The following is a 21,202-nucleotide window of genomic DNA, read 5'->3' as shown; positions in this document are numbered from 1 at the left end:
ACTACAGCGCGGTTAATCTTTTTTTCAGCCGCAATGCAAGCATTCACTTAAAGCGCCTTTGGCTCTACACCTGCCTGCGTCAGCAACGCTCCGGACATGGGGAGCCTGAGCGCCGATGAACGCGGTGAGCCACAACCACCGATTCCGGTCGGTCTTCATCTCAGACATCCACCTGGGGACCCGTGGATGCAAGGCGGAGTTTCTGCTGGACTTCCTCAAGCACGTGGAAAGCGACAACCTGTACCTGGTTGGCGACATCGTCGACGGCTGGCGGCTGCGCAAGACATGGTACTGGCCGCAGGCCCACAACGACGTGCTGCAGAAGCTGCTGCGCAAGGCCCGCAAGGGCTCGAACGTGGTGTTCATTCCCGGCAACCACGATGAATTCGCGCGGAACTACATCGACCACGAGTTCGGCGCCATCAAGGTGATGTTCGAGGCCACCCACGTCGGCGCCGACGGCCGCACCTACCTTATCATGCACGGCGACCAGTTCGACGGCGTCATCGCGCACGCCAAGTGGCTGGCCCACCTGGGCGACTGGGCCTACACCACGGCCCTGGCGCTGAACCACTGGTACAACGTGATCCGCACGCGCGCCGGCAAGCCCTATTGGTCGCTGTCGCGCTACCTGAAGCACAAGGTGAAGAACGCGGTCGCCTACATCGCGGACTTCGAGCAGGCCATGGCCGAGGTCGCCCGCCAGCGCGGCGCCGACGGCATCATCTGCGGCCACATCCACCATCCCGAAATCCGCGACATCGACGGCGTGCTCTACTGCAACGACGGCGACTGGGTGGAAAGCTGCTCGGCCCTGGTGGAGCACTTCGACGGCCGCATGGAGATCCTGCACTGGGCCGACCTGCGCGGCCTGTCCCCCATGGAGGCCTACGGCCGCGCCCGTACCGCGGCCTCGCGCCCCGTCACCCTTCCCGAAGCCGCCGACGCGCCCTCGCCCTCCGCGCCCCAGCCGGGCCGGGAGGAGCGGGTCCCGGCCCATGCAGAAAGCGGGTTGCAATGCGCATCCTCATCGTCTCCGACGCCTGGACGCCTCAGGTCAATGGTGTCGTTCGCACGCTTCTCACGCTGAAGGACAAGCTGGAGCAGCGCGGGCATGACGTGCATACCATCACGCCCAACGACTTCCGCACCATCCCCTGTCCGACCTATCCGGAAATCCCGCTGGCGCTCATGCCCGGGTCCAAGGTCGCGCACATGATCGAGGCGGCGCGCCCCTGCGTCATCCACATCGCGACGGAAGGACCGCTGGGCCTGGCGGCGCGGCGCTATTGCGTCAAGCGCGACATCCCCTTCACCACCGCCTTCCACACAAAGTTCCCGGAATACATCCAGGCCCGAACGCGCCTGCCGCTGTCGGTGGGCTACAAGGCGGTGCGCTGGTTCCACGGGCCCTCGCGCTGCGTGATGGTGGCCACCCAGGGCATCGAGGACGAGTTGAAGCACTGGGGCGTAACCAACGTCGCGCGCTGGGGCCGCGGCGTCGACACCGACCTGTTCAAGCCCTCCGCCGACGCCCGCACCCTGTTCGGCGGGGACGACCGGCCGGTGTTCCTCTACGTCGGGCGCGTGGCGGTGGAAAAGAACATTGGCGCCTTCCTCGACCTCGACCTGCCGGGCCGCAAGGTGGTGGTCGGCGGCGGGCCGCAGATGGACGAATTGAAGCGCAAGTATCCCGGCGTCACGTTCACCGGGCCCAAGTTCGGCGAGGATCTGGCGCGTCACTACGCTGCCGCCGACGTCTTCGTCTTCCCCTCGCTGACCGACACCTTCGGTCTGGTGGTGCTGGAAGCCCTGGCCTGCGGCACGCCGGTGGCCGCCTATCCGGTGGCCGGCCCGCGCGACGTCATCGGCGACGCACCCGTCGGCGTGCTGCACGATGACCTGCGCGCCGCCGCTTTGGCGGCCCTGGACATCCCGCGCGACCGCTGCCGCGCGTTCGGCCTGGCCAACAACTGGGACAAGAGCGTCGACCAGTTCCTCGACAACCTGGCGCCCTTCGATACCGACACCCATTTCCCCAGCCTGTCGCAGGAGCGCGAGCCGGCGCCGCAGGGCAAGGCCGCCGCCGAATAGGACATTTCTGCCGGACCGGTGGCGCGACGCCCTGCGCCACCTTATGTTCGGGGCAGATGACCGCCCGTCGCCGGACGATGATGCACACCGGCAATATTACGGGCGGGAGTCGTTGACCCGCGGCCCCTTCGTGGTATGGTCCGGGGTTCCCCAACAATGGTACACCTTCCGGCCTTGAGCAGTCGCCATACAGTCCTCCCCGACGAAGACAAGCCGTCCCGGCGCGGCGGAGGATTCGGGGACATTATGAAACGCATCTCGAAGAACGAGCGCGTGCGCGGCCTGCTGTGCTGGCTCGCCGCACAATACATCCGCCTCGTCCACCGCACCGGCCGGTGGGAGGTGGTCGGACAGGCCATTCCCGACGCCATCTGGAACGACGGCCGGCCGTTCATCCTGTCGTTCTGGCACGGGCGCCTGCTGATGATGCCGCGCGCGTGGCCGGAGTCCCAGCCCATCCACATGCTGATCTCCCAGCACCGCGACGGTCTTCTGATCGCGCGCACCGTCGGCCACTTCGGCATCCGCACGGCGGCCGGATCGTCGACGCGCGGCGGCTCTGGCGCCCTGCGGATCATGCTCAAGGCCTTGAAAAACGGCGAGAACGTGGGCATCACGCCCGATGGCCCGCGCGGCCCGCGCCAGCGCGCCACCGACGGCGTCATCCACATTGCCCGCATGTCGGGCGCGCCCGTGGTGCCGTTGGCCTACGCCGCCCGCAGCCGCCGGCTGCTGGGCACCTGGGACCGCTTCATGGTGCCGCTGCCGTTCTCCAGCGGGGTTTTCGTCTGGGGCCAGCCGATGACCGTTCCGCGGGAAGCCGGCGAGGCGGAAATCGAGGAGTTCCGCACCGCCCTGGAAGAACGCATGAACACGCTGACCGCCGAGGCCGACCGCCTGGTCGGCCGCACCACCACCGAACCCGAGGCGGTGGCGCCATGCTGATCCGCCTCTACCGCGGCGTCACCACCCTGGGCGGGCCGCTCATCGACGTCTACCTCAGCCGCCGCATGGCGCGCGGCAAGGAGGATCAGGTCCGCTTCCCCGAGCGGCGCGGCCGCGCCTCTCAGCCGCGCCCGGCCGGCGGCCTGGTCTGGATTCATGCCGCGTCGGTGGGCGAGAGCCTGTCGCTGCTGCCGCTCGTCCACACCCTGCGCGAGAGCCGCCCGGGCCTGACCGTTCTGGTCACCACAGGCACCGTCACCTCGGCCAAGCTGATGACCGAGCGCCTGCCCGACGGCGCGCTGCACCAGTACTTCCCGGTGGACCGCCTGCCTTTCGTGCGCCGCTTTCTCAACCATTGGAAGCCCGACCTGGTGCTGTGGGCCGAGAGCGAGTTCTGGCCCAACATGATCATGGAACTGCGCCGCCGGGCCGTGCCCATGGTGCTGGTCAACGGCCGGGTCTCGGACAAGTCGTTTCGCAACTGGCAGCGCTTCCAGGGCGTCATCCGCCAGCTCTTGGGCACCTTCACCCTGTGCCTGGGGCAGACCGAGGACGACACCCGCCGCCTGCGGGACCTGGGCGCGCCCAACTGCGACTGCCTGGGCAACCTGAAGTTCGCCGCGCAAGCCCTGCCGGCGGACGAGGAGGCCCTGACCCGCCTGCATGACACCATCGGCAACCGTCCGGTATGGCTGGCGGCCAGCACCCACGCCGGCGAGGAACTGATCGCGGGACAGATGCATCATTCCCTGGCCGACAAGCATCCGGGACTGCTGACCATCATCGTCCCGCGCCACGCCCACCGGGGCGACGAGGTGCGCGCCGAACTGGAGGCCGAGGGCCTGGCCATCGCCCAGCGCTCGCGCGGGGAGATGCCCGATGCCTCGGTGGAGGTCTACATCGCCGACACCATGGGCGAACTGGGCCTGTTCTACCGCCTGGCGCCGGTGGTCTTCATCGGCAAGAGCCTGGCCGGCCAGGGCGGCCAGAACCCGCTGGAGGCCGCCCGCCTGAGCTGCGCGGTGGTGCTTGGCCCCAACATGGACAATTTCGCCGAGATGACCCGGCGCATGGTGCAGGGCGGCGCCGCCAAGCAGGTGGGCAGCGAAGGCGAGTTGCGCCTCATGCTCGACCGCCTGCTGTCCGACGGTGCGGCGCGCGCGACGCTCGGCACCCGCGGGCACGAGTTCGCCACCCAGGAGACGGTGGTGCTGGAGCGCATCCTCGATCGCCTCGCACCCCTTCTCGACGCGGCCGAGCGGGGCGGCCATGCGCGCCCCTGAGTTCTGGCGCACGCAGAACGGCATCGTCCGCCTGCTGGAGCCCGCCGGGCTGCTCTATGCCGCTGCCGGCCGCCTGCGCCGCGCCCGCACCACGCCCCACCGCGCGGGCATTCCCGTTGCCTGCGTCGGCAACATCGTCGCCGGCGGGGCGGGCAAGACGCCCGTCTGCCTGTCGCTGGCCGATGCCCTGACGGGCGCACACTTCCTGACGCGCGGCTACGGCGGGTCCGAGACCGGGCCGCTGGCCGTGGACCTCGACCGTCACACGCCCGAGGACGTGGGCGACGAGGCCCTTCTGCTGGCCGATCGCGCCCCCACCTGGGTCGCCCGCCGCCGCCCCGAGGGCGCCGCCGCGGCCGAGGAGGCCGGCGCCCGCTGCCTCATCATGGACGACGGACACCAGAACCCGACGCTCGCCAAGGATCTGTCGCTCGTGGTCGTGGACGGCGGCTACGGTTTCGGCAACCGGCGCGTCCTGCCCGCCGGGCCGCTGCGCGAGCCCCTGGCCGAGGGCCTGGCGCGGGCGGACGGGGTCGTCCTCATGGGCGACGACACCGCCCGCGTCGCCCGGCGCCTGCCGCCGGACCTGCCGGTGCTGCGGGCGCGGCTGGAGCCGGGGCGGGCCGCCCTGCGCCTGCGCGGGCAGCTGGTTGTCGCCTTCGCCGGCATCGGGCGGCCGGACAAGTTTTTCGCCACCCTCGTCGCCCTGGGCGCGCGGGTGGTGGCGGCGCATCCCTTCGCCGACCACTTCCCCTACCGCCACGACGACATCCAGCCCATTCTGGACGAGGCTTTCCAACTGGGCGCCATCCCCGTCACCACCGCCAAGGACGCGGTGCGGCTGCCGCCTGATCAGCGCCAGCAGGTGGACGTGGTGCCCGTCACCGTGCGATGGGAGGACCCGCCGGCGCTCCGCGCCCTGCTGACCGCCAAGGGTCTGCCCGTCGCCGAGGGCGCCTTCCAGGCCAATCCCGCCGCCCTGCCCGGCGGACAAGAGACCGCCCCGTGACCGAGACCGAAGCAGACACCGCCTCCCGTAAGTCCGCCGCCCCTGCCGAGCCGGCACCGACACTCGGCCAGCGCGCCGAGGCGGTGACCGCACGCGCGCTCTACGGTGCGCTGGGACTGTTGCCGGCAGACCTGGCCTCGGGCCTGATGGGGCGGCTGTTGCGCATGGTCGGACCGTTGATTCCGGTCTCCCGCGTTGGCCGCGACAATCTGGCCCGCGCCTTCCCCGAGAAGACCAGGGCCGAGCGCGAGGCCATCCTGCGCGGCATGTGGGAGAACCTGGGCCGCATCGCCGGCGAGTACCCGCATGTCCACAAGGCCGGCTTCCTGCGCGCGCGCATGACCGTCAACGGCCTGGACACGCTGGAGGCCATGCGCGACGACGGCATCGGTGGGCTGTTCTTCTCGGCCCACGTCGGCAACTGGGAGGTGTCATCCTACGCCGCCACCGCCGCCGACCTGCCGCTGCACCGCTTCTACCGCGCCGCCAACAACCCGCTGATCGAGGCCACCCTCTATCGGCGCGGCCGCAGCGGCATGCAGGGGGAGCTTCTGCCCAAGGGCCGCAAGGGCGCGGCACGGGCTCTGGGGCTCCTCAAGCGCGGCGGCCATGTCGCCATCATGGCCGACCAGAAGCAGAACGAGGGCATTCCCGTCCCCTTCTTCGGCCGCGATGCCATGACGACGCCGGCCGTCGCGGAGTTCGCCCTGCGGCTGAAGCTGCCGGTGATCCCCACGCGCACGGTCCGGCTGGGCGGCGCCCGGTTCCGCGTCGACGTCGGCCCGCCGATGGAGTTCGCGCCGACGGGTGACCATCGGGCGGATGTGGCGGCCCTGACGGCGCAGATCACGCAGGTGGTGGAAGGGTGGGTGCGCGAGCATCCCGACCAGTGGCTATGGGTCCACCGCCGCTGGCCCAAGGGCTGATTCCGGGCGACGTCCGAAATCCGGCATTCGTCGTCCGGCAAGGCCGGCGTTCCGACGAACGCCAGGCGGACACCAGCCGCCGCGCCTCATGGCGTGGCGCGCGCGGCTGCGTGGCGCGTGAACGCACCCTTGATGATTTCAATCATCAAGGCGTATGAAGCCCAACGGGCGCGCACAAGCGCACACCGCAGCACCGATGATTCCATTCATCAGCGGGCAGGAGGCGGGCGTCCGCGACCGGCTGACGCTCGCTCAGGCGGGGCGGCCGTCCACGAAGCGCAAGCCGCCGATCAGCAGCCGCACGATCAGCCACAGGCCGCTTCCGAGGGTCACCACGCTGTGCAGGATAAGGTGCGCCGCCACGGCCTGCAGCAGATGGTCGCCACCCGACGACGCGATGCGGACCGCCTCGACCACCATGAGCGACAACAGGCCGCCGTAAAGGAGAAGCGGGACCAGCATCGTGCGGCGCAGCCACCGGCGGTGGCTGTCTGCGGCGCTGCCCCGGCCTGCGGCGGCGGCGCGGCGACGGCCGAGCAGGACCACCAGGGCCGCGGCAATGGCCATCGCCAGCACGCTGGCATGGAACACCGCCAGCACGGCCGACAGGATCGCCGCACCATAGACCTTGTACAGCCACTGGCGGTCCTGCTCGGGGAACGGTGCGCCGGCGGGTGCCGCCGGCGCCTCGACCACGGCCGTCATGGTCAGAACAGCCGCGACGGGTTCTCGATGGCCTTCCCGTCGTTGAGCTTCAGGAAGCCCACGACGATGCGGTAGATGTACCAGATCGCCACGGCGAGCAGCACCAGGAAGCCGATGCCCACCAGGGTCAGCATCGAGCCGATGAGGCCGCCGGCGAAGCTGATCCAGAACGTGCGGATCAGCCAGCTCATGTGAGACGCATAGATGGTGTCGCGCGCGTCGCCGCTCTTGATGTGCGCCATGATGACGCCGACGATGCTCGTGATACCGAAGATGATGGCGACGCCGTACAGGGCGTAAATCACCATGGTGACGGTCCGCAGCGAGTTCTGCTGCGCGGTGGTGGCCTCTTGCACGGCCCCGGTGCTGCCTTCGCTCATATTCCCCCTCAAAGAAATGAAGCGCGGCCGCCCCCTGCGGCCGCCTCGCGCCACCCCTGTCGGAAGGAAGTGGCGATCACCTTGTCACGGCGGACTATTGCCCATATCACTTTCCGAGTCCGGCGCGCAATTTTTCAGTGAGGGCGGACGAAGAAATTTCTCCTGCGCCGCGCAAACACTTACCCGGACTGCGCCCAAGACCGAAAAGGGCCGGACCCTTGCCGGGTCCGGCCCTTTTGCCTCTCGCCCCTGGGGGAGGGCGGTTGCGATGGTCGCGCGGGTTACGCCAGGCGTTCCCGCACGGCGGCGATGTGCTGGTGAACCATGTCGCGTTGGAGTCCGTCACGGGCCAGCAGGGCGTCCATGATCGGGTCACCCATCAGTTCGTCCAGGGTCGGCTCCTCGTTGGCCGCGAAGCGTTCAGCCCAGTTCTGCAGGGCGTCACCGCGGTTGAACGAGTCCCGGAACCCATCACGGCGGACTTTCAACGTCTTCAACACGGACCCGTTGGTCATCGCGCACACTCCCTTCCTGCATTTTGTTTATGGACGTTTCTCAGGTTTTTTTCGTTCGCAGGTGGATACTCAAGGTTTCATGACAGAGCCTTCGTCGGGCCGTCTCTTTGTTGCCCCGCCCCTTCCGAGAACCAACCCGAAGCCTGGGTCGGATGGAACGACGTCTTGCCAAGAGAAGCGTTCGGAAAGCGAATGTGTTCCTTCAGATAAGACGATTTCGCCACGGAGCAAGGTGTGACACAGGATGTTCATTTTACCGGCCAAGGCACCGCACCGTGACACCGCGGAGGGCGTCCGGCAGTGACCGGCCTCACACAGCCCTAGTTTCCCAAAGGTAATGTCGATTGTCGACTGGTCCGGTGGGGTGTCCGCTACGCCTTCGGGCGAGGCCTGACGTATACGGACCGCGACCAGGGTCTTTCGCCCACGCGACGTTCGACGGTCGACCAAGGACGCGGTCCCCTTCGCAGAGCCGCAATGGCCGCTGCCGGCGGCACCGCGAGGCGATAGGCTCCACGCTTGCACACCGCCACGCGCAGCGCCTTGGAATGAAACAGTAAAAGCGAAAATCGTTTCATCATGACCGCACCCGACCGCTCCGACACCGCCGCCGCAGAGGCCGCCGCCACCGCCGGCGCACCGGCCGCCGAGGCCGCCGCGTCCCCCGCGCCGGGCGCCGGGGCGGGCGATTCGGTCGGGGCCGGCATCGTCTCCATCGTGCTGGCGACGCTGTTCTTCGGGGTGATGGACGCCAGCATCAAATGGCTGTCGGAATCCTATCCGGTGCCGCAGGTGACGTTCTTCCGCGCCCTGTTCGGACTGGTCCCGTTCCTGCCCATCATCCTCGGCACGGGCGGCGGGGCGCTGCGGCTGAACCGACCGGTCCCCGTGCTTTTGCGCTCCCTTCTGGCCCCGGCCGCCATGCTGTGCATTTTCGGCTCGTTCAGCCTGCTGCCGCTGGCCGAGGCCACCACCATCGCCTTCGGTGCCCCGATTCTCATGGCCGCGCTGGGCGTGCCCCTGCTGGGCGAGCGCGTCGGCTGGCGGCGCTGGACGGCGATCCTGGTGGGGTTCGTCGGCGTGCTGATCGCCGCCCGCCCCAACGGCATGACCCTGTCCGCCGGCGCTGCCCTGGCGTTGGGCGGCATGGTGCTCTATTCGCTTCTGATGGTCTGGGGGCGCCTGCTGACCCGTACGGACAGCGCCACCGGCCTGTCCTTCTACGCCATGCTGACGACCACGGCGATCATGGCCTGCGCGCTGCCGTGGTTCTGGGTGACGCCGACGTGGGCGGACCTGGGCATCATGGCGATGATGGGCATGAGCGGCGGCGTGGCGGTCTATTTCCTCACCCGCGCCTTCCAACTGGCGCCGGTGGCGGTGCTGTCGCCCTTCGACTACCTGAACCTGCCGGTGGCCACCTTCACCGGCTGGCTCATCTGGCGCGAACTGCCGGCCGAGCATGTGTGGTGGGGCGCGGCGGTGATCATCGCCAGCGGCCTGTTCATCGTGTACCGCGAGAACCGGACGGGGCGCGCCTAGCTACCGGGCCCGACGCTCCCGCCACAGCGCCGTGACCGCCTGCCCGGCCACCGCGAGCAGGATCAGCGGCGCGGCCAGCAGGGTGGCCGCCGACAGGGTTTCCCCGAAGGCCAGGAACACCCACAGCGGCGCAAGGATCACCTCCAGCAGCAGAACCAGGGCGATTTCCTCCGCCCGGATCATGCGGCTGGCGATGGTGATGAAGATGTACTGCACGCCGATCTGCACGATCCCAAGCGACACGGCGAAGCGCAGGTCGTTCCCCGTCATCACGAGGCCATCGGCCAGGGCGAAGGAGATGACGGCGGCGAACACACCGGCAAGGAAGGTCGCCATCATCATGTCGACGCGACCGTCGGCCTTCAGCAGGACGATGAACAGCGAGTAGGTGAGCATGGTCAGGGTCGCGTAGACGATCCCTTCGTCAAACCGTACCATCATGTCGTCGACGACGATGACCAGAACGCCCGAGACGCCGACCGCGATGAACGCCCAGGTCGAGACCGGCACCCGCGCCTTCAGCACGACCACGGACAGCAGCGCGATGACGAAGGGCGCGGCGCTGAGGATCAGCACCACGTTGCCGACCGTCGTCGCCTGGACCGAGAAAACGTAGAGAATGAAGGCGAGCGCGAGGGACATCGCGGCGACGATGACCGTCGGCGTCGGCATGGCGCGGCCGCCGCTCTTGCCTAGCCACCGCGCGGTCAGGAGGAACAGCGCGACCAGGATCGAAAAGGCCACCGACCGATAGAACAGGATTTGCCAAACCCCGGCGTCCTCCACATGGCGGATGAACAGCCCGCCCATGCTGCCGCCCAGGGCCGCCAGCGCGGCGAGCCCACGCCCGGCCAGCCGGCGCCGGGCGCAGGCCCTGGATGTGGCCTGGGAACTTGGCATGTCGCCCCCCCCTCAGCTTGGCCAACACCCGAGCAAGGGGCGCCAGTTTAATCCCACTGGGAAATACAAGCACTGAACGGGAAGGTCAAGCTTCGGGGGCTTCCACCCCCGATCCCCCGATTGAGAGGCGCAGCCTTTCAAACTCTTCAGTTTCTTGAAAATTGGCGAATAAAAGCGACCATAGAGGACTGCACATAAGAAACGGGAGGTTCGGAGGGCCCGGGGCCCTCCGAGCGGGGATCGGGGCGGCAGCCCCGAGCGCAAAGCGCTCAATCGCCCCTCAAATCACCGCCCGTTCCCAACCCCGGCCGCCGGCGCGGGGCGGTTCGTCGAACAGGTCGGTGAGCTGGCGCATCACCGTGCCGCCCAATTCCTCGGCGTCCATGATGGTCACGGCGCGGCGGTAGTAGCGCGTCACGTCGTGGCCGATGCCGATCGCCACCAGGTCCACCGGTGAACCGGTCTCGATGGCGTGGATGACCTCGCGCAGGTGGCGCTCCAACGTGTTGCCGGGGTTGACCGAGAGCGTCGAGTCGTCCACCGGCGCGCCGTCCGAGATCACCATCAGGATCTTGCGCTGCTCGGGCCGCGCCATCAGGCGGTTGTGCGCCCACATGAGGGCCTCGCCGTCGATGTTCTCCTTGAGGATGCCCTCGCGCAGCATGAGCCCCAGGTTGCGGCGCGACCGCCGCCACGGCGCATCGGCGTTCTTGTAGACGATGTGGCGCAGATCGTTCAGGCGGCCCGGGTTGGGCGGCTTGCCGGCCGCCACCCACTGCTCGCGTGACTTGCCGCCCTTCCAGGCCGACGTCGTGAAGCCGAGGATTTCCACCTTGACGCCGCAGCGCTCCAGCGTGCGGGCCAGGATGTCGGCGCTCATGGCCGCCACGCCGATGGGACGCCCGCGCATGGAGCCGGAGTTGTCGATGAGCAGCGTCACCACCGTGTCGCGGAACTCCATGTCCTTTTCCATCTTGAAGGACAGGCTGTGCATGGGGTTGGCGACGATGCGCGCGAGCCGGCTGGCGTCGAGCAGGCCTTCCTCCAGGTCGAATTCCCAGGCACGGGTCTGCTTGGCCATGAGCTTGCGCTGAAGCCGGTTGGCAAGCCGCGCCACCACGCCCTGAAGGTGGGACAACTGCTGGTCCAACTGCCCGCGCAGGCGGGTCAGTTCGTCGGGGTCGCACAACTCGCCCGCCTCCACCACCTGGTCGAAACGGGTGGTGAAGGGGTGGTAGCGGTGGACCTCGGGGTGTTCGTTGTGGCCCGGGCGGGGCTGGGCGGGCTCGGCCTGGGGCCCGGCGGGTTCTTCCGCGCCCTCGCCCATCTGGCCCATGACGGCGTCGCTTTCCTCGCTCTCGCCCTCGGCGTGCTGGTCGTCGGCGCCGGCCTCGGAGCCCGCGTCCATGCCCTCGTCGCCGGACTGCTGCTCGCCGCCCTGCTGCTTTTCGGACTCGCCTTCCTCGGGCTGGTCCTGGTCGCCGCCGGCGGCGGTTTCCTCCTCGTCCCGCTCCTGGCGCTCCAGTTCCTCGCGGTCGTCGTCCTCCAGCTCCAGGTCCTCGATGAGGCGGCGGAGTTCGTCGGCGAAGGCGGCCTGGTCGTCCAGCGTGTCCAGCAGCGCCGGCAGGTGGCTGCCCAGCTTGTCCTCCAGGTAGGGACGGCAGATGTCGACCATGTGCTGCATGGTCGGCCCCGCCTCCACCGCTCCGAAACGCTCGTGGGCGTACAGCCGCAGCACCTCGTGGAGGGGCATGCGGCTTTGTTCGTTGACCTGGGAGTACCCCTCGCCCGACAGGCGCTGCTCGATCGTGCCCGACAGGTTGCGCGAGATGCCCTTCAGCTTCCGCGCCCCCAGCGCCTCCACGCGGGCCTGCTCCAGCGCGTCATAAACCTCGCGGGCGTCTCGGCTTTGCGGCAGGCGGCGGCGGTGCACGACGTCGTCGTGGTGGCGCAGGCGCATGGCCAGGCTGTCGGAGGTGCCGCGCAGCCGGGTGATCATGTCCGGCGTCAGCTTGGCCGCCGGCAGGGGCAGGCGCACCGTGTTGCCCACCGCCTGGGCGGCATTCTGGGCGTAGGTGAGCGGGGTGTAGGTCACCTGCAGGTCGCGCTCGCCCGACAGCGCGCGCACGCAGGCGGTGGTGGCCCGCTTCACCGTTTCGGTGGGGCCGCCATCCCCGCTGGCCGTGCGGCCGCCGGGCAGGTTGGAGCCGCCCGCATGCCGGGCGGAGGAAGTCGTCGACGGGGCTTTGCGGTCCATGCTGTCTCCACGCGCCGCGTGTCGGAAAGGTCGCTCGGTCGAGGAAGGCGCGGCCGGCGTCCGCCCTGGTCATCGGGCGGCGCCGGCCGGGGCCCGGTCGGTGGGCGGCCGTCAGACGGCGACCGCGCGCACCGGGCTTTCGGGCAGGTCCTCGCCGAAGCAGCGCTGGTAGTACTCGGCGATCACCGGGCGTTCCGTCTCGTCGCACTTGTTGAGGAACGTCAGGCGGAAGGCGAAGGGCACGTCGCCGAAGATCTCGGCGTTTTCCGCCCAGGTCAGCACCGTGCGCGGGCTCATGACCGTGGAGATATCGCCGTTGATGAAGCCCGCGCGGGTCATGTCCGCCACGGCCACCATGGCCGAGATTTTCTCGCGGCCCTCGGGCGTGTCGTACTCCGGGCGCTTCTTCAGGACGATGTCGGCCTCGGCGTCGTGCTCCAGGTAGTTGAGCGTCGCGACGATGTTCCAGCGGTCCATCTGCGCCTGGTTGATCTGCTGCGTGCCGTGGTAGAGGCCGGTGGTGTCGCCCAGGCCCACCGTGTTGGCGGTGGCGAACAGGCGGAAGCCGGGATGCGGGCGGATGACGCGGTTCTGGTCCAGCAGCGTCAGCTTGCCCTCGACCTCCAGCACGCGCTGAATGACGAACATCACGTCGGGGCGGCCGGCGTCGTACTCGTCGAAGACCAGCGCGCAGGAGTGCTGCAGGCACCACGGCAGCAGGCCCTCGCGGAATTCGGTCACCTGCTGGCCCTCGCGCAGGACGATGGCGTCCTTGCCCACCAGGTCGATGCGGCTGATGTGGCTGTCCAGGTTGACGCGGATGCACGGCCAGTTCAGGCGGGCGGCCACCTGCTCGATATGGGTGGACTTGCCCGTGCCGTGGTAGCCCTGGATCATCACGCGGCGGTTGAACTTGAAACCGGCCAGGATGGCGAGCGTGGTCTCGCGATCGAACAGGTAGTTGGGGTCCAGATCGGGAACGTACTCGTTGCCTTCCTTGAAGGCCGGGACGGTCATGTCGGAATCGATGTTGAAAGCCTCGCGGACCGAGACTTCCGTGTCCGGGGTGCCCGTCGGGATGTTGGCGCCGACCTCCATGGTCCTCCTCGAAAGCGGTTCGTGTTCATCTCTGCGCGGCCGTGGACCCGCGGGTCCGGCGGCCGGGGCGGTGGTCGTTGTCCCCTATATAGGGCGCGCGATCAGGCATTCAGGCCGTTGAGCAGGGTTTTATAGGCCTGGTTGACCGCCTTGAAGCGTTCCTCCGACGCCTTGTCGCCAGGATTGAGGTCGGGATGATAGCGCTTCACGAGTTCCTTGTATCGCGCTTTCAACCCCTCCTTCGTCAAGGGCCACTCCAGGTCCATGACGCGCATGGCCTTGTCCTGGTCGGTGCCGCGCTGAGGGCGGCCGGCGGCGTATTCGTGGTTGTAGCGCTGCTCGCGCTTGTGCTCGGCGGCCTCTTCCTCGAAGAAGTCAAAGCTGTCTTTCACGCGGCCCGCCTTGAACGCCCGGTAGGCCGCCGCCGAGGTGCCGAGGCCGGCGTGCACGTGGCCCAGCTTCCAGCTCGGCCGGCCCCAGGTGGTGTCGGCGCGGACGCTGGCCTCCACTTCCTCCTCGCTCATGTCGGCGTAGTAGTTCCAGCGCTTGTTGTACTCGCGCACATGCTCCAGGCAATAGTTGTCGTACTCGCGCAAGGACCGGTCGCGCGGCGCGCGGTACTCGCCCGCCTCGCGGCACCCCGGCCAGGCACAGGTTTCCGTCGCGACCCCGGGCGGGTCGCGGTCCTGGAAGAAGGCGTGTGAGCGTCTGCGGCCGTTCATCGGGTCAATATGCGGAGGTTCGCGCAATCAGGCAACCGGCCTGATGGCCGGGCGGACGCCCGCTTTCAGGCGCTTGACGCCGCCCTGCCCGCACCCCACCCTCAGGCCCCGACCGTCCTTTTCCCGGCCCACGGAGATACCGCACATGCCCACCATTCGCGAGCGCATGGAGCGCAAGCTGACCGACGCCTTCGCCCCCGTCACGCTGGAGATCAAGGACGACAGCCACAAGCACGCCGGCCACGCCGACCGCATCGCGGCGCTGAAGGACCAGGGCCGGGGCGAGGGCCACGCGCCCATCGACGGCGGCGGCGAAACGCATTTCCGCGTCGCCATCGTCTCCGACGCCTTCGAAGGCAAGAGCCGGGTGCAGCGCCAGCGCATGGTGTTCGACACGCTGAAGGAGGAGTTGCAGGAGCGCATCCACGCCCTGCAACTGAAGACCATGACGCCGGAGGAAGCGCGGACGGAGTGACGCCGGAAACAATCGACCCGCCAAGACACAAAAAACCCGGCCAGCGGCCGGGGCGGTCGGTCATTCTTCCAGTTCGGAGTCCCAGTAGAGAAAGTCGCGCCAGCTTTCGTGCAGGTAGTTGGGCGGGAAGCGGCGGCCGATGTCCTGAAGCTGGAAGGCGTTGGGGCGGAAGGGCTCGCGGATCAGGGGCATCCCGCAGTCCTTGGGCAGCTTGCTGCCCTTCCTCAGGTTGCAGGCCCCGCAGGCCGTGACCACGTTCAGCCAGTTTGTCCGTCCGCCCCGGCAGCGCGGGATCACATGGTCGAAGGTCAGGTCGTGGGTGGGAAAGCGCCGACCGCAGTACTGGCAGGTGAAACGGTCGCGAAGGAAGACGTTGAACCGGGTGAAGGCCGGCCTTCGATGGGTGGGCGCGTATTCCTTAAGGGCGATCACGCTGGGAAGCTTCAACTCCATGCGTGGACTGTGGATGATCGCGTCGTCATACTCGTGCACGACGCTCACCCGCCCCAGGAACACCGCCTTGATGGCCTCCTGCCACGGCCAGAGTGACAGCGGATAATAGCTCAAGGGCCGAAAATCCGCGTTCAGAACCAAAGCCGGGCTTCTGTCCAGTATCGCGTTCAAGGTCTACCCCGCTGTCCGGGTCTTTAGACACAAGATATGGTACTCAGTATCAGAGTTCCTGCCAAGCAAGACGATACCGTTTTATGAAATCGCCAAACCCGCCAAAAAACAACAAGACCTTTCAAACGGTTACTCGATTCGCGCCGTCCCCCACCGGGCACTTGCACTTGGGGCACGCGCATTCCGCCCTGTTCTCGTTTCGGCAGGCGCGGGAAGCCGGCGGGCGTTTTCTGCTGCGCATCGAGGACATCGACAAGGGCCGCTGCCGTCCTGAATACGAAACGGCGGTGCTGGAGGATCTGCGCTGGCTGGGGCTGGAGTGGGAAAAGCCCGTGCGCCGCCAATCGGCACACTTCGACGAGTACGCCGATGCGCTGGAGCGGCTGGAGGGCATGGGCCTGCTCTACCCCTGTTTCTGCACGCGCAAGGAGATCCAGGCCGAGGTCGCCCGCAGCCCGAGCGCCCCGCACGGCCCCGACGGCGTTCTCTACCCCGGCACCTGCCGCGCCCTGACCGCCGACGACCGCCGTGCGCTGCGCGCCGAGGGCCGGTCCTACGCCCTGCGGCTGGACATGGCACGGGCGGTGGAGCGGGCCGGGCCGCTGACGTGGCACGACAGGGCGGCGGGGACGCAGGAGGCACGGCCGCAAGCCTTCGGCGACGTGGTGCTGGCGCGCAAGGACACGCCGACCAGCTATCACCTGGCCGTCACCCATGACGACGCGCTCCAGGGTGTTACGCTGGTCACTCGCGGACAGGACCTGTTCGAGGCGACGCACATCCACCGGCTGCTCCAGGCGCTGCTCGGCCTGCCCGTGCCGGAGTACCACCACCACGGCCTGCTCACCGACCCCGAGACGGGCCGCCGGCTGGCCAAGCGCGACAAGAGCCTGACGCTCCGAGCCCTGCGGGAAGCGGGGAAAACGGCGGAAGAGGTGCGGGCGATGGCGGGGGTTGGCGGGTGACGGCCGGCATGGCGCAGCGAGGCCACCAAGACACGAAGAACACCAAGACGATGTGCTGACGGTTCGGCTTTGGCTTCTTTGGCTGCCGGCGGTGTTGGGAACCACCAAGTCACCAAGGCACCAAGACAGCGCGCGCAGGCGCGCCATCTTTCTTCTGGTGGCCGTATTGCCCTCTCCGCAGGCGGTGACAATGAATAACAAGACGAGGGAGCGCGAGGGAGCCCGTGGCTCCCTCGCATTCACATTCCGGCGCAGCCGGAAAGCCTTGGTGTCTTGGTGTCTTGGTGTTTCAACCCCACCTCGCCCCCTAGAACCGCTCCTCCTCCGCCGCCGCGGCTGCGGCGGCCTTGTCGCGCTGGGCCTCCTGGCGGCGCATGAACCAGGCGGCCAGCAGGATGGTCAGCGCCGCCACCAGCACCAGAAGCGTCGCCAGCGCGTTGATCTTCGGGCTTACGCCAAGCCGCACGCTGGAGAACACCACCATCGGCAGCGTCGTCGAGGCGGGGCCGGAGGTAAAGCTCGCCACCACCAGGTCGTCCAGCGACATGGTGAAGGCCAGCAGCCAGCCGGCCACGATGGCGGGACTGATGATCGGCAGGGTAATGGCGAAGAACACCTTGGCCGGTCGCGCGCCCAGGTCGAGTGCGGCTTCCTCCACGCTTTCGTCCATCTGCGCCAGGCGCGACTGGATGATCACGGCCACGAAGGCCATGGTGAAGGTGGAATGCGCGATGGTGATGGTCGAGACGCCACGCCCGGCCGGGATGCCGATGGCCTGCTCCAGCGCCACGAACAGCAGCAAGAGCGACAGGCCGGTGATGACCTCGGGCATGACCAGCGGCGCCGACAGCATGCCGGAAAACATGGTGCGCCCGCGGAACCGCCCGAACCGCGCCATCACCATGCCGGCAATGGTGCCCAGGATGGTGGCGATGGTGGCCGAGAACACCGCCACCCGCAGCGAGACCCATGCGGCGTCAAGGATGTTGTCGTCCTGGAACAGCTCCAGATACCACTTGGTGGAGAACCCCGACCACACGGTCACCAGCCGGTTCTCGTTGAAGCTGTAGATGATGAGCAGCAGGATCGGCACGTAGAGAAACGCAAAGCCCAGGCCCAGCGCCGTCAGCAGAAAGAAGGAGCGGTTGCGGCCCATGGCTCAGGACTCCTTCTTCGCGTCGCGCGCCTGGTAGTGCTGAAACAGCATGATGGGCACCACCAGCAGCACCAGCATGGCGATGGCGACGGCGGATGCCACCGGCCAGTCGCGGTTGTTGAAAAACTCCGACCACAGCACGCGGCCGATCATCAAGGTTTCCGGCCCGCCCAGCAGGTCGGGGATGACGAACTCGCCGACGGCCGGGATGAACACCAGCAGCGAGCCCGCCACGATGCCCGGCACCGACAGGGGCAGCGTCACCGTCAGGAACGCCTTCCACGGCTTCGCCCCCAGGTCGGCGGCGGCCTCCAGCAGCGACCTGTCCAGCTTTTCCAGGTTGGCGTACAGCGGCAGGATCATGAACGGCAGGTAGCTGTAGGTGATGCCCAGATACACCGAGAACTCGTTGTAGAGCAGCGGCAGCGGCTCGTTGATGATGCCGGTCCACATCAGGAAGTTGTTCAGCAGGCCGTTGCTCTTGAGGATGCCGATCCAGGCATAGACGCGGATCAGGAACGACGTCCAGAACGGCAGGATCACCAGCAGAAGCAGCATGTTGCGGGTCGACGGCCGGGCCTTGGCGATGGCATAGGCCATGGGGTAGCCCACCAGCAGCGTCAGAATGGTCGACACCGTCGCCATCTTGAGCGACCCCAGGTACGCCTCCACGTACAGCGGGTCCTCCAGCAGGAACTGGTAGTTGCCGATGGCGAGCTGGATGCGCAGGTACGTGCCCTCGGCCCACTCCACCAGCGCGGTGTAGGGCGGCAGGCCCAGGCGGTACTCGGCGAAGCTGATCTTAAAGACGATGGCAAACGGCAGCAGGAAGAACAGCAGCAGCCACACATAGGGAATGGCGATCACCAGCCCCCGGCCGCCGATGCGCAGGCGCCTGGACATCCAGCGGGAGACATGGCCGGTCATGCGCCGCGCGCGCACGCCTTCCTCGGCTTCCGGCACGCCCACCGCACCCGGCTCGCGCGCCTGCTCCTCGGGTCGGACGTGGGTCATTGGGTCACCACCACGCAGCTTTCGGGATTCCAGTGGATCCACACCCGGTCCTCCCAGGTGATGTCGGCCTGGGCCTGGCGGGTGATGTTGGGCACGGTCACCCGCACCACCTTGCCGCTGTCGAGCGTCACCATGTAGGTCGAGATGCCGCCCAGGTAGACGATGTCGGTCACCGTGCCCTGGTCGACGTTGTCGGTGACGTCCGGCGCCTGCCTGCCGATGAAGACCTTTTCGGGCCGCACCGCCACCCACACCGTCTGGCCCTGGCGGGCGGCGATGCCGTGGCTGACGTAGATGCGGCTGGAAATCTCGGGGCTCTGGATGGTGACGTAGTCGGCCTCGTCCTCGTCCAGCACGCCCTCGAACATGTTCACGCTGCCGAAGAACTCCGCCACGAAGCGGGAGTTGGGGTATTCGTACATGGCGTGGGGGTTGTCGATCTGGATGATCTCGCCGGCGTCCATGACGGCCACGCGGGTGGACATGGTCATGGCCTCTTCCTGGTCGTGGGTGACCATGACGAAGGTGACGTCCAGTTCCTCCTGGATGTCCACCAGCTCAAGCTGGGTGCGCTCCCGCAGTTTCTTGTCCAGCGCCGACAGGGGCTCGTCCAGCAGCAGCACCTTGGGGCGCTTGGCCAGCGACCGGGCGAGCGCCACGCGCTGGCGCTGGCCGCCCGACAACTGCTGGGGCTTGCGCTTGGCAAACCGGCCCAGTTCCACCAGTTCCAGCATTTCCGCCACGCGCTTCTTGATCTCGGCCTTGGGCAGCCCGTCCTGCTTGAGCCCGAAAGCGATGTTCTGCTCCACCGTCATGTGCGGGAACAGGGCATAGGACTGGAACATCATGTTCACCGGCCGCTCATAGGGCGCGAGGCCGCTGATGTCCTGGCCGTCGATGAGGATGCGGCCGGACGTGGGCTCCTCGAACCCGGCGATCATGCGCAACAGGGTGGACTTGCCGCAGCCCGACCCGCCCAGCAGCGAGAACAGCTCGCCCTGGTTGATGGTCAGCGACACCCCGTTGACGGCGGTGAAGTCGCCGAACTTCTTCACCACGTCCTGGATCTGAATGATGGGCTTGGTACGGGTGCGGGTCGCCGCAGCCAGTGTGGTCATGGATCGGGCACTCACAACGCGGGACGAAAGGCTGGATTATACAGGCGACGAGTGTGCGATTTTCAGGTGTCGCCCGGTATCAGGAAAAAGGGGCGCCGGCCGAAGCCGAGGCGCCCCCCGATCCGCTGGTCTTACCGGCCGGTCTTGATCTTGTTCCAGGTCCGGGTGCGCAGGCGGTCCAGCTTCTGGCCCGCCGGCGTGTCGACGAACAGCTTCTGCTTCACCTCCGGCGTCGGGAAGATCGCCGGGTCGTTCCAGATTTCATCCGACACATAAGGCTCGGACGCCGGCACGGCGTTGGCATAGGCCACGTAGTCGGTGATGCCGCCGATCACTTCCGGCTGCAGGATGTAGTTGATGAAGGTGTGGGCATTTTCCGGGTGCGGCGCGTCGGCGGGGATCGCCAGCGTGTCGAACCACATGGCCGTGCCTTCCTTGGGGATCACGTAGCCGACCGTGAAGTCCTTGCCGGCTTCCTCGGCGCGGAATTTGGCCTGGAAGACGTCGCCCGAGAAGCCCATGGCCAGGCAGGCGTCACCATTCGCCAGCGCGTTGATGTATTCGCTGGAGTGGAACTTCTTGATGTAGGGGCGGATTTCCATCCACAGCTCCTCGGCCTCCTGATAGTGGGCCGGGTCGTCCGTGTTGTGGGGGTGCCCCAAGTACGCCATGGTGATCGGGAAGATCTCGGACGGGCTGTCCAGCACGTAGATGCCGCAGTCCGCCAGCTTGGAGGCGTATTCGGGCTTGAACAGCAGATCCCACGAGTTCATGGGCGCTTCCTCGCCGGCCATCGCCGCGTCGATCTTCTCGGGAATGACGCCAAGGCCGTTGGTGCCCCACTGGTAGATGGCGGCGTGCTCGTTGCCGGGGTCGTTGGCCTGGAGGCCCTTCATCAGGTCCTCGTCCAGGTGCTTCCAGTTGGGAATCTTGGACTTGTCCAGCGGCTGGACGATGTCGCCCTGCACGAAGCGGGCAAGGAAGGTCGAGGTGGGCACGATGACGTCATAGCCCGAGTTGCCGGCCAGCAGCTTGGCCTCCAGCATCTCGTTGCTGTCGTAGACGTCGTAGTTGACCTTGATCCCCGTCTCTTTCTCGAAGTTGGCGATCGTGTCCTCGGCGATGTAGTCGGACCAGTTGTAGACGTTGAGGACCTTTTCCTCCTGGGCGACGGCGCCCCCGGCCATGGCCACGGCCATGGCGGTTCCGGCGATCAGGGATCGGGTAAACTGTCGCATCGTCAAAAGCCTCCTCGCGTTCGGATGGCGGCCGGGCCTTGTGCCGGCCGGCGCGCTGGACGCAGGCCCGCCGCGCCGATGCGGCCTCGGGCTCTAGCGCAAGCCATTGTCCAACCGTCAGTCTTTGCAGCAATCTTCGGCGTCCGGCAAGTGACATGATGTCATGCCGGGGCGGGCTGTCATGCGCTGGATGCGCGGCGGTCCGGTCGCGGGGGCGCTGGCGGAAGGGAACGGGT

21 protein-coding genes are annotated in these 21,202 nt (G+C 67.7%); 9 read left to right on the top strand and 12 right to left on the bottom strand.

The features are described from left to right. Window positions 1-115 precede the first annotated feature (115 nt). The 6 genes from C882_RS02645 (at window position 116) to C882_RS02620 (ending at window position 6,257) form a co-directional block, all read left to right on the top strand. On the top strand, window positions 116-1,090 hold the full coding sequence (locus tag C882_RS02645; protein ID WP_009538989.1) for a UDP-2,3-diacylglucosamine diphosphatase: 975 nt from the start codon (window positions 116-118) through the stop codon (window positions 1,088-1,090). Continuing rightward, entirely contained in the window at window positions 1,018-2,094 is a 1,077-nt protein-coding gene (locus C882_RS02640; RefSeq protein ID WP_051999950.1) for a glycosyltransferase family 4 protein, read from the top strand. The genes C882_RS02645 and C882_RS02640 overlap by 73 nt, the downstream gene beginning before the upstream one ends. 246 nt (window positions 2,095-2,340) lie before the next feature. Further along, window positions 2,341-3,039 (top strand): lysophospholipid acyltransferase family protein, encoded by a 699-nt coding sequence (locus tag C882_RS02635; RefSeq protein ID WP_009538987.1) that lies wholly within the window; start codon window positions 2,341-2,343, stop codon window positions 3,037-3,039. Beyond that, the gene (locus tag C882_RS02630; protein WP_009538986.1) at window positions 3,033-4,322 is read left to right on the top strand and encodes a 3-deoxy-D-manno-octulosonic acid transferase; all 1,290 of its coding nucleotides are present in this window, start codon (window positions 3,033-3,035) and stop codon (window positions 4,320-4,322) included. Before C882_RS02635 ends, C882_RS02630 begins: the two co-directional genes overlap by 7 nt. Beyond that, entirely contained in the window at window positions 4,309-5,331 is a 1,023-nt protein-coding gene (lpxK, locus tag C882_RS02625) for a tetraacyldisaccharide 4'-kinase (RefSeq protein ID WP_009538985.1), read from the top strand. The genes C882_RS02630 and lpxK overlap by 14 nt, the downstream gene beginning before the upstream one ends. After that, on the top strand, window positions 5,328-6,257 hold the full coding sequence (locus tag C882_RS02620; protein ID WP_009538984.1) for an LpxL/LpxP family acyltransferase: 930 nt from the start codon (window positions 5,328-5,330) through the stop codon (window positions 6,255-6,257). The genes lpxK and C882_RS02620 overlap by 4 nt, the downstream gene beginning before the upstream one ends. A 252-nt stretch (window positions 6,258-6,509) precedes the next feature. Here the strand turns inward: C882_RS02620 and C882_RS02615 are convergent, their stop codons facing one another. The 3 genes from C882_RS02615 to C882_RS02605 form a co-directional block, all read right to left on the bottom strand. Next, on the bottom strand, window positions 6,510-6,962 hold the full coding sequence (locus tag C882_RS02615; RefSeq protein ID WP_009538983.1) for a hypothetical protein: 453 nt from the start codon (window positions 6,960-6,962) through the stop codon (window positions 6,510-6,512). Between the two features lie 2 nt (window positions 6,963-6,964). Then, on the bottom strand, window positions 6,965-7,342 hold the full coding sequence (locus tag C882_RS02610) for a DUF4870 family protein (protein WP_009538982.1): 378 nt from the start codon (window positions 7,340-7,342) through the stop codon (window positions 6,965-6,967). A 281-nt stretch (window positions 7,343-7,623) separates the two neighbouring features. Beyond that, complete coding sequence (locus tag C882_RS02605) at window positions 7,624-7,857, bottom strand: hypothetical protein (RefSeq protein WP_009538981.1); 234 nt, start codon at window positions 7,855-7,857, stop codon at window positions 7,624-7,626. Between the two features lie 579 nt (window positions 7,858-8,436). On the opposite strand from C882_RS02605, the gene C882_RS02600 reads away from it, so the two are divergent. Continuing rightward, window positions 8,437-9,399, top strand: a complete 963-nt coding sequence (locus C882_RS02600) for a DMT family transporter (protein WP_009538980.1) — start codon at window positions 8,437-8,439, stop codon at window positions 9,397-9,399. Here the strand turns inward: C882_RS02600 and C882_RS02595 are convergent, their stop codons facing one another. From C882_RS02595 to C882_RS02580, 4 genes are all read right to left on the bottom strand, one after another. Beyond that, window positions 9,400-10,299 carry a DMT family transporter gene (locus C882_RS02595; RefSeq protein WP_043643092.1) on the bottom strand — a complete coding sequence of 300 codons (900 nt, stop codon included), beginning with the start codon at window positions 10,297-10,299 and terminating at the stop codon, window positions 9,400-9,402. 280 nt (window positions 10,300-10,579) lie between these two features. After that, on the bottom strand, window positions 10,580-12,556 hold the full coding sequence (cobT, locus tag C882_RS02590) for a cobaltochelatase subunit CobT (RefSeq protein WP_009538978.1): 1,977 nt from the start codon (window positions 12,554-12,556) through the stop codon (window positions 10,580-10,582). 111 nt (window positions 12,557-12,667) lie between these two features. Further along, window positions 12,668-13,654 carry a cobaltochelatase subunit CobS gene (gene cobS, locus C882_RS02585; RefSeq protein WP_009538977.1) on the bottom strand — a complete coding sequence of 329 codons (987 nt, stop codon included), beginning with the start codon at window positions 13,652-13,654 and terminating at the stop codon, window positions 12,668-12,670. 101 nt (window positions 13,655-13,755) lie between these two features. Further along, window positions 13,756-14,376, bottom strand: coding sequence for a J domain-containing protein (locus C882_RS02580; protein ID WP_009538976.1), 621 nt, complete (start codon window positions 14,374-14,376; stop codon window positions 13,756-13,758). A gap of 145 nt (window positions 14,377-14,521) precedes the next feature. Between C882_RS02580 and C882_RS02575 the strand changes: the two genes are divergently transcribed. Then, the gene (locus C882_RS02575; protein ID WP_009538975.1) at window positions 14,522-14,851 is read left to right on the top strand and encodes a BolA family protein; all 330 of its coding nucleotides are present in this window, start codon (window positions 14,522-14,524) and stop codon (window positions 14,849-14,851) included. A gap of 60 nt (window positions 14,852-14,911) precedes the next feature. Here C882_RS02575 and C882_RS02570 read toward each other — a convergent pair whose 3' ends face one another. After that, complete coding sequence (locus C882_RS02570) at window positions 14,912-15,418, bottom strand: HNH endonuclease (protein ID WP_407637666.1); 507 nt, start codon at window positions 15,416-15,418, stop codon at window positions 14,912-14,914. 140 nt (window positions 15,419-15,558) lie between these two features. Between C882_RS02570 and gluQRS the strand changes: the two genes are divergently transcribed. Beyond that, window positions 15,559-16,440 (top strand): tRNA glutamyl-Q(34) synthetase GluQRS, encoded by an 882-nt coding sequence (gene gluQRS / locus C882_RS02565; RefSeq protein WP_051999947.1) that lies wholly within the window; start codon window positions 15,559-15,561, stop codon window positions 16,438-16,440. Between the two features lie 307 nt (window positions 16,441-16,747). Here gluQRS and C882_RS02560 read toward each other — a convergent pair whose 3' ends face one another. The 4 genes from C882_RS02560 to C882_RS02545 form a co-directional block, all read right to left on the bottom strand. After that, window positions 16,748-17,596: an ABC transporter permease subunit gene (locus C882_RS02560; RefSeq protein WP_009538972.1), complete on the bottom strand. Its 849-nt coding sequence runs from the start codon at window positions 17,594-17,596 to the stop codon at window positions 16,748-16,750. Between the two features lie 3 nt (window positions 17,597-17,599). Then, a complete protein-coding gene (locus tag C882_RS02555; protein ID WP_009538971.1) occupies window positions 17,600-18,610 on the bottom strand; it encodes an ABC transporter permease subunit in 1,011 nt (336 codons plus the stop codon). Further along, window positions 18,607-19,728: an ABC transporter ATP-binding protein gene (locus C882_RS02550; RefSeq protein WP_009538970.1), complete on the bottom strand. Its 1,122-nt coding sequence runs from the start codon at window positions 19,726-19,728 to the stop codon at window positions 18,607-18,609. Before C882_RS02550 ends, C882_RS02555 begins: the two co-directional genes overlap by 4 nt. A 131-nt stretch (window positions 19,729-19,859) precedes the next feature. Beyond that, the gene (locus C882_RS02545; protein WP_009538969.1) at window positions 19,860-20,966 is read right to left on the bottom strand and encodes a polyamine ABC transporter substrate-binding protein; all 1,107 of its coding nucleotides are present in this window, start codon (window positions 20,964-20,966) and stop codon (window positions 19,860-19,862) included. Window positions 20,967-21,202 lie beyond the last annotated feature (236 nt).

This window comes from Caenispirillum salinarum AK4 (genome assembly GCF_000315795.1).
Taxonomy (GTDB): domain Bacteria; phylum Pseudomonadota; class Alphaproteobacteria; order Rhodospirillales; family Rhodospirillaceae; genus Caenispirillum; species Caenispirillum salinarum.
This window is presented reverse-complemented; position numbering and strand designations above follow the sequence as displayed.

Bases quoted from the DNA above. Each gene is read 5' to 3' on its own strand.
- C882_RS02645 (WP_009538989.1), top strand. From the start codon at position 116: ATGAACGCGGTGAGCCACAACCACCGATTCCGGTCGGTCTTCATCTCA.
- C882_RS02640 (WP_051999950.1), top strand. From the start codon at position 1,018: ATGCGCATCCTCATCGTCTCCGACGCCTGGACGCCTCAGGTCAATGGT.
- C882_RS02635 (WP_009538987.1), top strand. From the start codon at position 2,341: ATGAAACGCATCTCGAAGAACGAGCGCGTGCGCGGCCTGCTGTGCTGG.
- C882_RS02630 (WP_009538986.1), top strand. From the start codon at position 3,033: ATGCTGATCCGCCTCTACCGCGGCGTCACCACCCTGGGCGGGCCGCTC.
- lpxK (WP_009538985.1), top strand. From the start codon at position 4,309: ATGCGCGCCCCTGAGTTCTGGCGCACGCAGAACGGCATCGTCCGCCTG.
- C882_RS02615 (WP_009538983.1), bottom strand. From the start codon at position 6,962: ATGACGGCCGTGGTCGAGGCGCCGGCGGCACCCGCCGGCGCACCGTTC.
- C882_RS02610 (WP_009538982.1), bottom strand. From the start codon at position 7,342: ATGAGCGAAGGCAGCACCGGGGCCGTGCAAGAGGCCACCACCGCGCAG.
- C882_RS02605 (WP_009538981.1), bottom strand. From the start codon at position 7,857: ATGACCAACGGGTCCGTGTTGAAGACGTTGAAAGTCCGCCGTGATGGG.
- C882_RS02600 (WP_009538980.1), top strand. From the start codon at position 8,437: ATGACCGCACCCGACCGCTCCGACACCGCCGCCGCAGAGGCCGCCGCC.
- C882_RS02595 (WP_043643092.1), bottom strand. From the start codon at position 10,299: ATGCCAAGTTCCCAGGCCACATCCAGGGCCTGCGCCCGGCGCCGGCTG.
- cobT (WP_009538978.1), bottom strand. From the start codon at position 12,556: ATGGACCGCAAAGCCCCGTCGACGACTTCCTCCGCCCGGCATGCGGGC.
- cobS (WP_009538977.1), bottom strand. From the start codon at position 13,654: ATGGAGGTCGGCGCCAACATCCCGACGGGCACCCCGGACACGGAAGTC.
- C882_RS02580 (WP_009538976.1), bottom strand. From the start codon at position 14,376: ATGAACGGCCGCAGACGCTCACACGCCTTCTTCCAGGACCGCGACCCG.
- C882_RS02575 (WP_009538975.1), top strand. From the start codon at position 14,522: ATGCCCACCATTCGCGAGCGCATGGAGCGCAAGCTGACCGACGCCTTC.
- gluQRS (WP_051999947.1), top strand. From the start codon at position 15,559: ATGAAATCGCCAAACCCGCCAAAAAACAACAAGACCTTTCAAACGGTT.
- C882_RS02560 (WP_009538972.1), bottom strand. From the start codon at position 17,596: ATGGGCCGCAACCGCTCCTTCTTTCTGCTGACGGCGCTGGGCCTGGGC.
- C882_RS02555 (WP_009538971.1), bottom strand. From the start codon at position 18,610: ATGACCCACGTCCGACCCGAGGAGCAGGCGCGCGAGCCGGGTGCGGTG.
- C882_RS02550 (WP_009538970.1), bottom strand. From the start codon at position 19,728: ATGACCACACTGGCTGCGGCGACCCGCACCCGTACCAAGCCCATCATT.
- C882_RS02545 (WP_009538969.1), bottom strand. From the start codon at position 20,966: ATGCGACAGTTTACCCGATCCCTGATCGCCGGAACCGCCATGGCCGTG.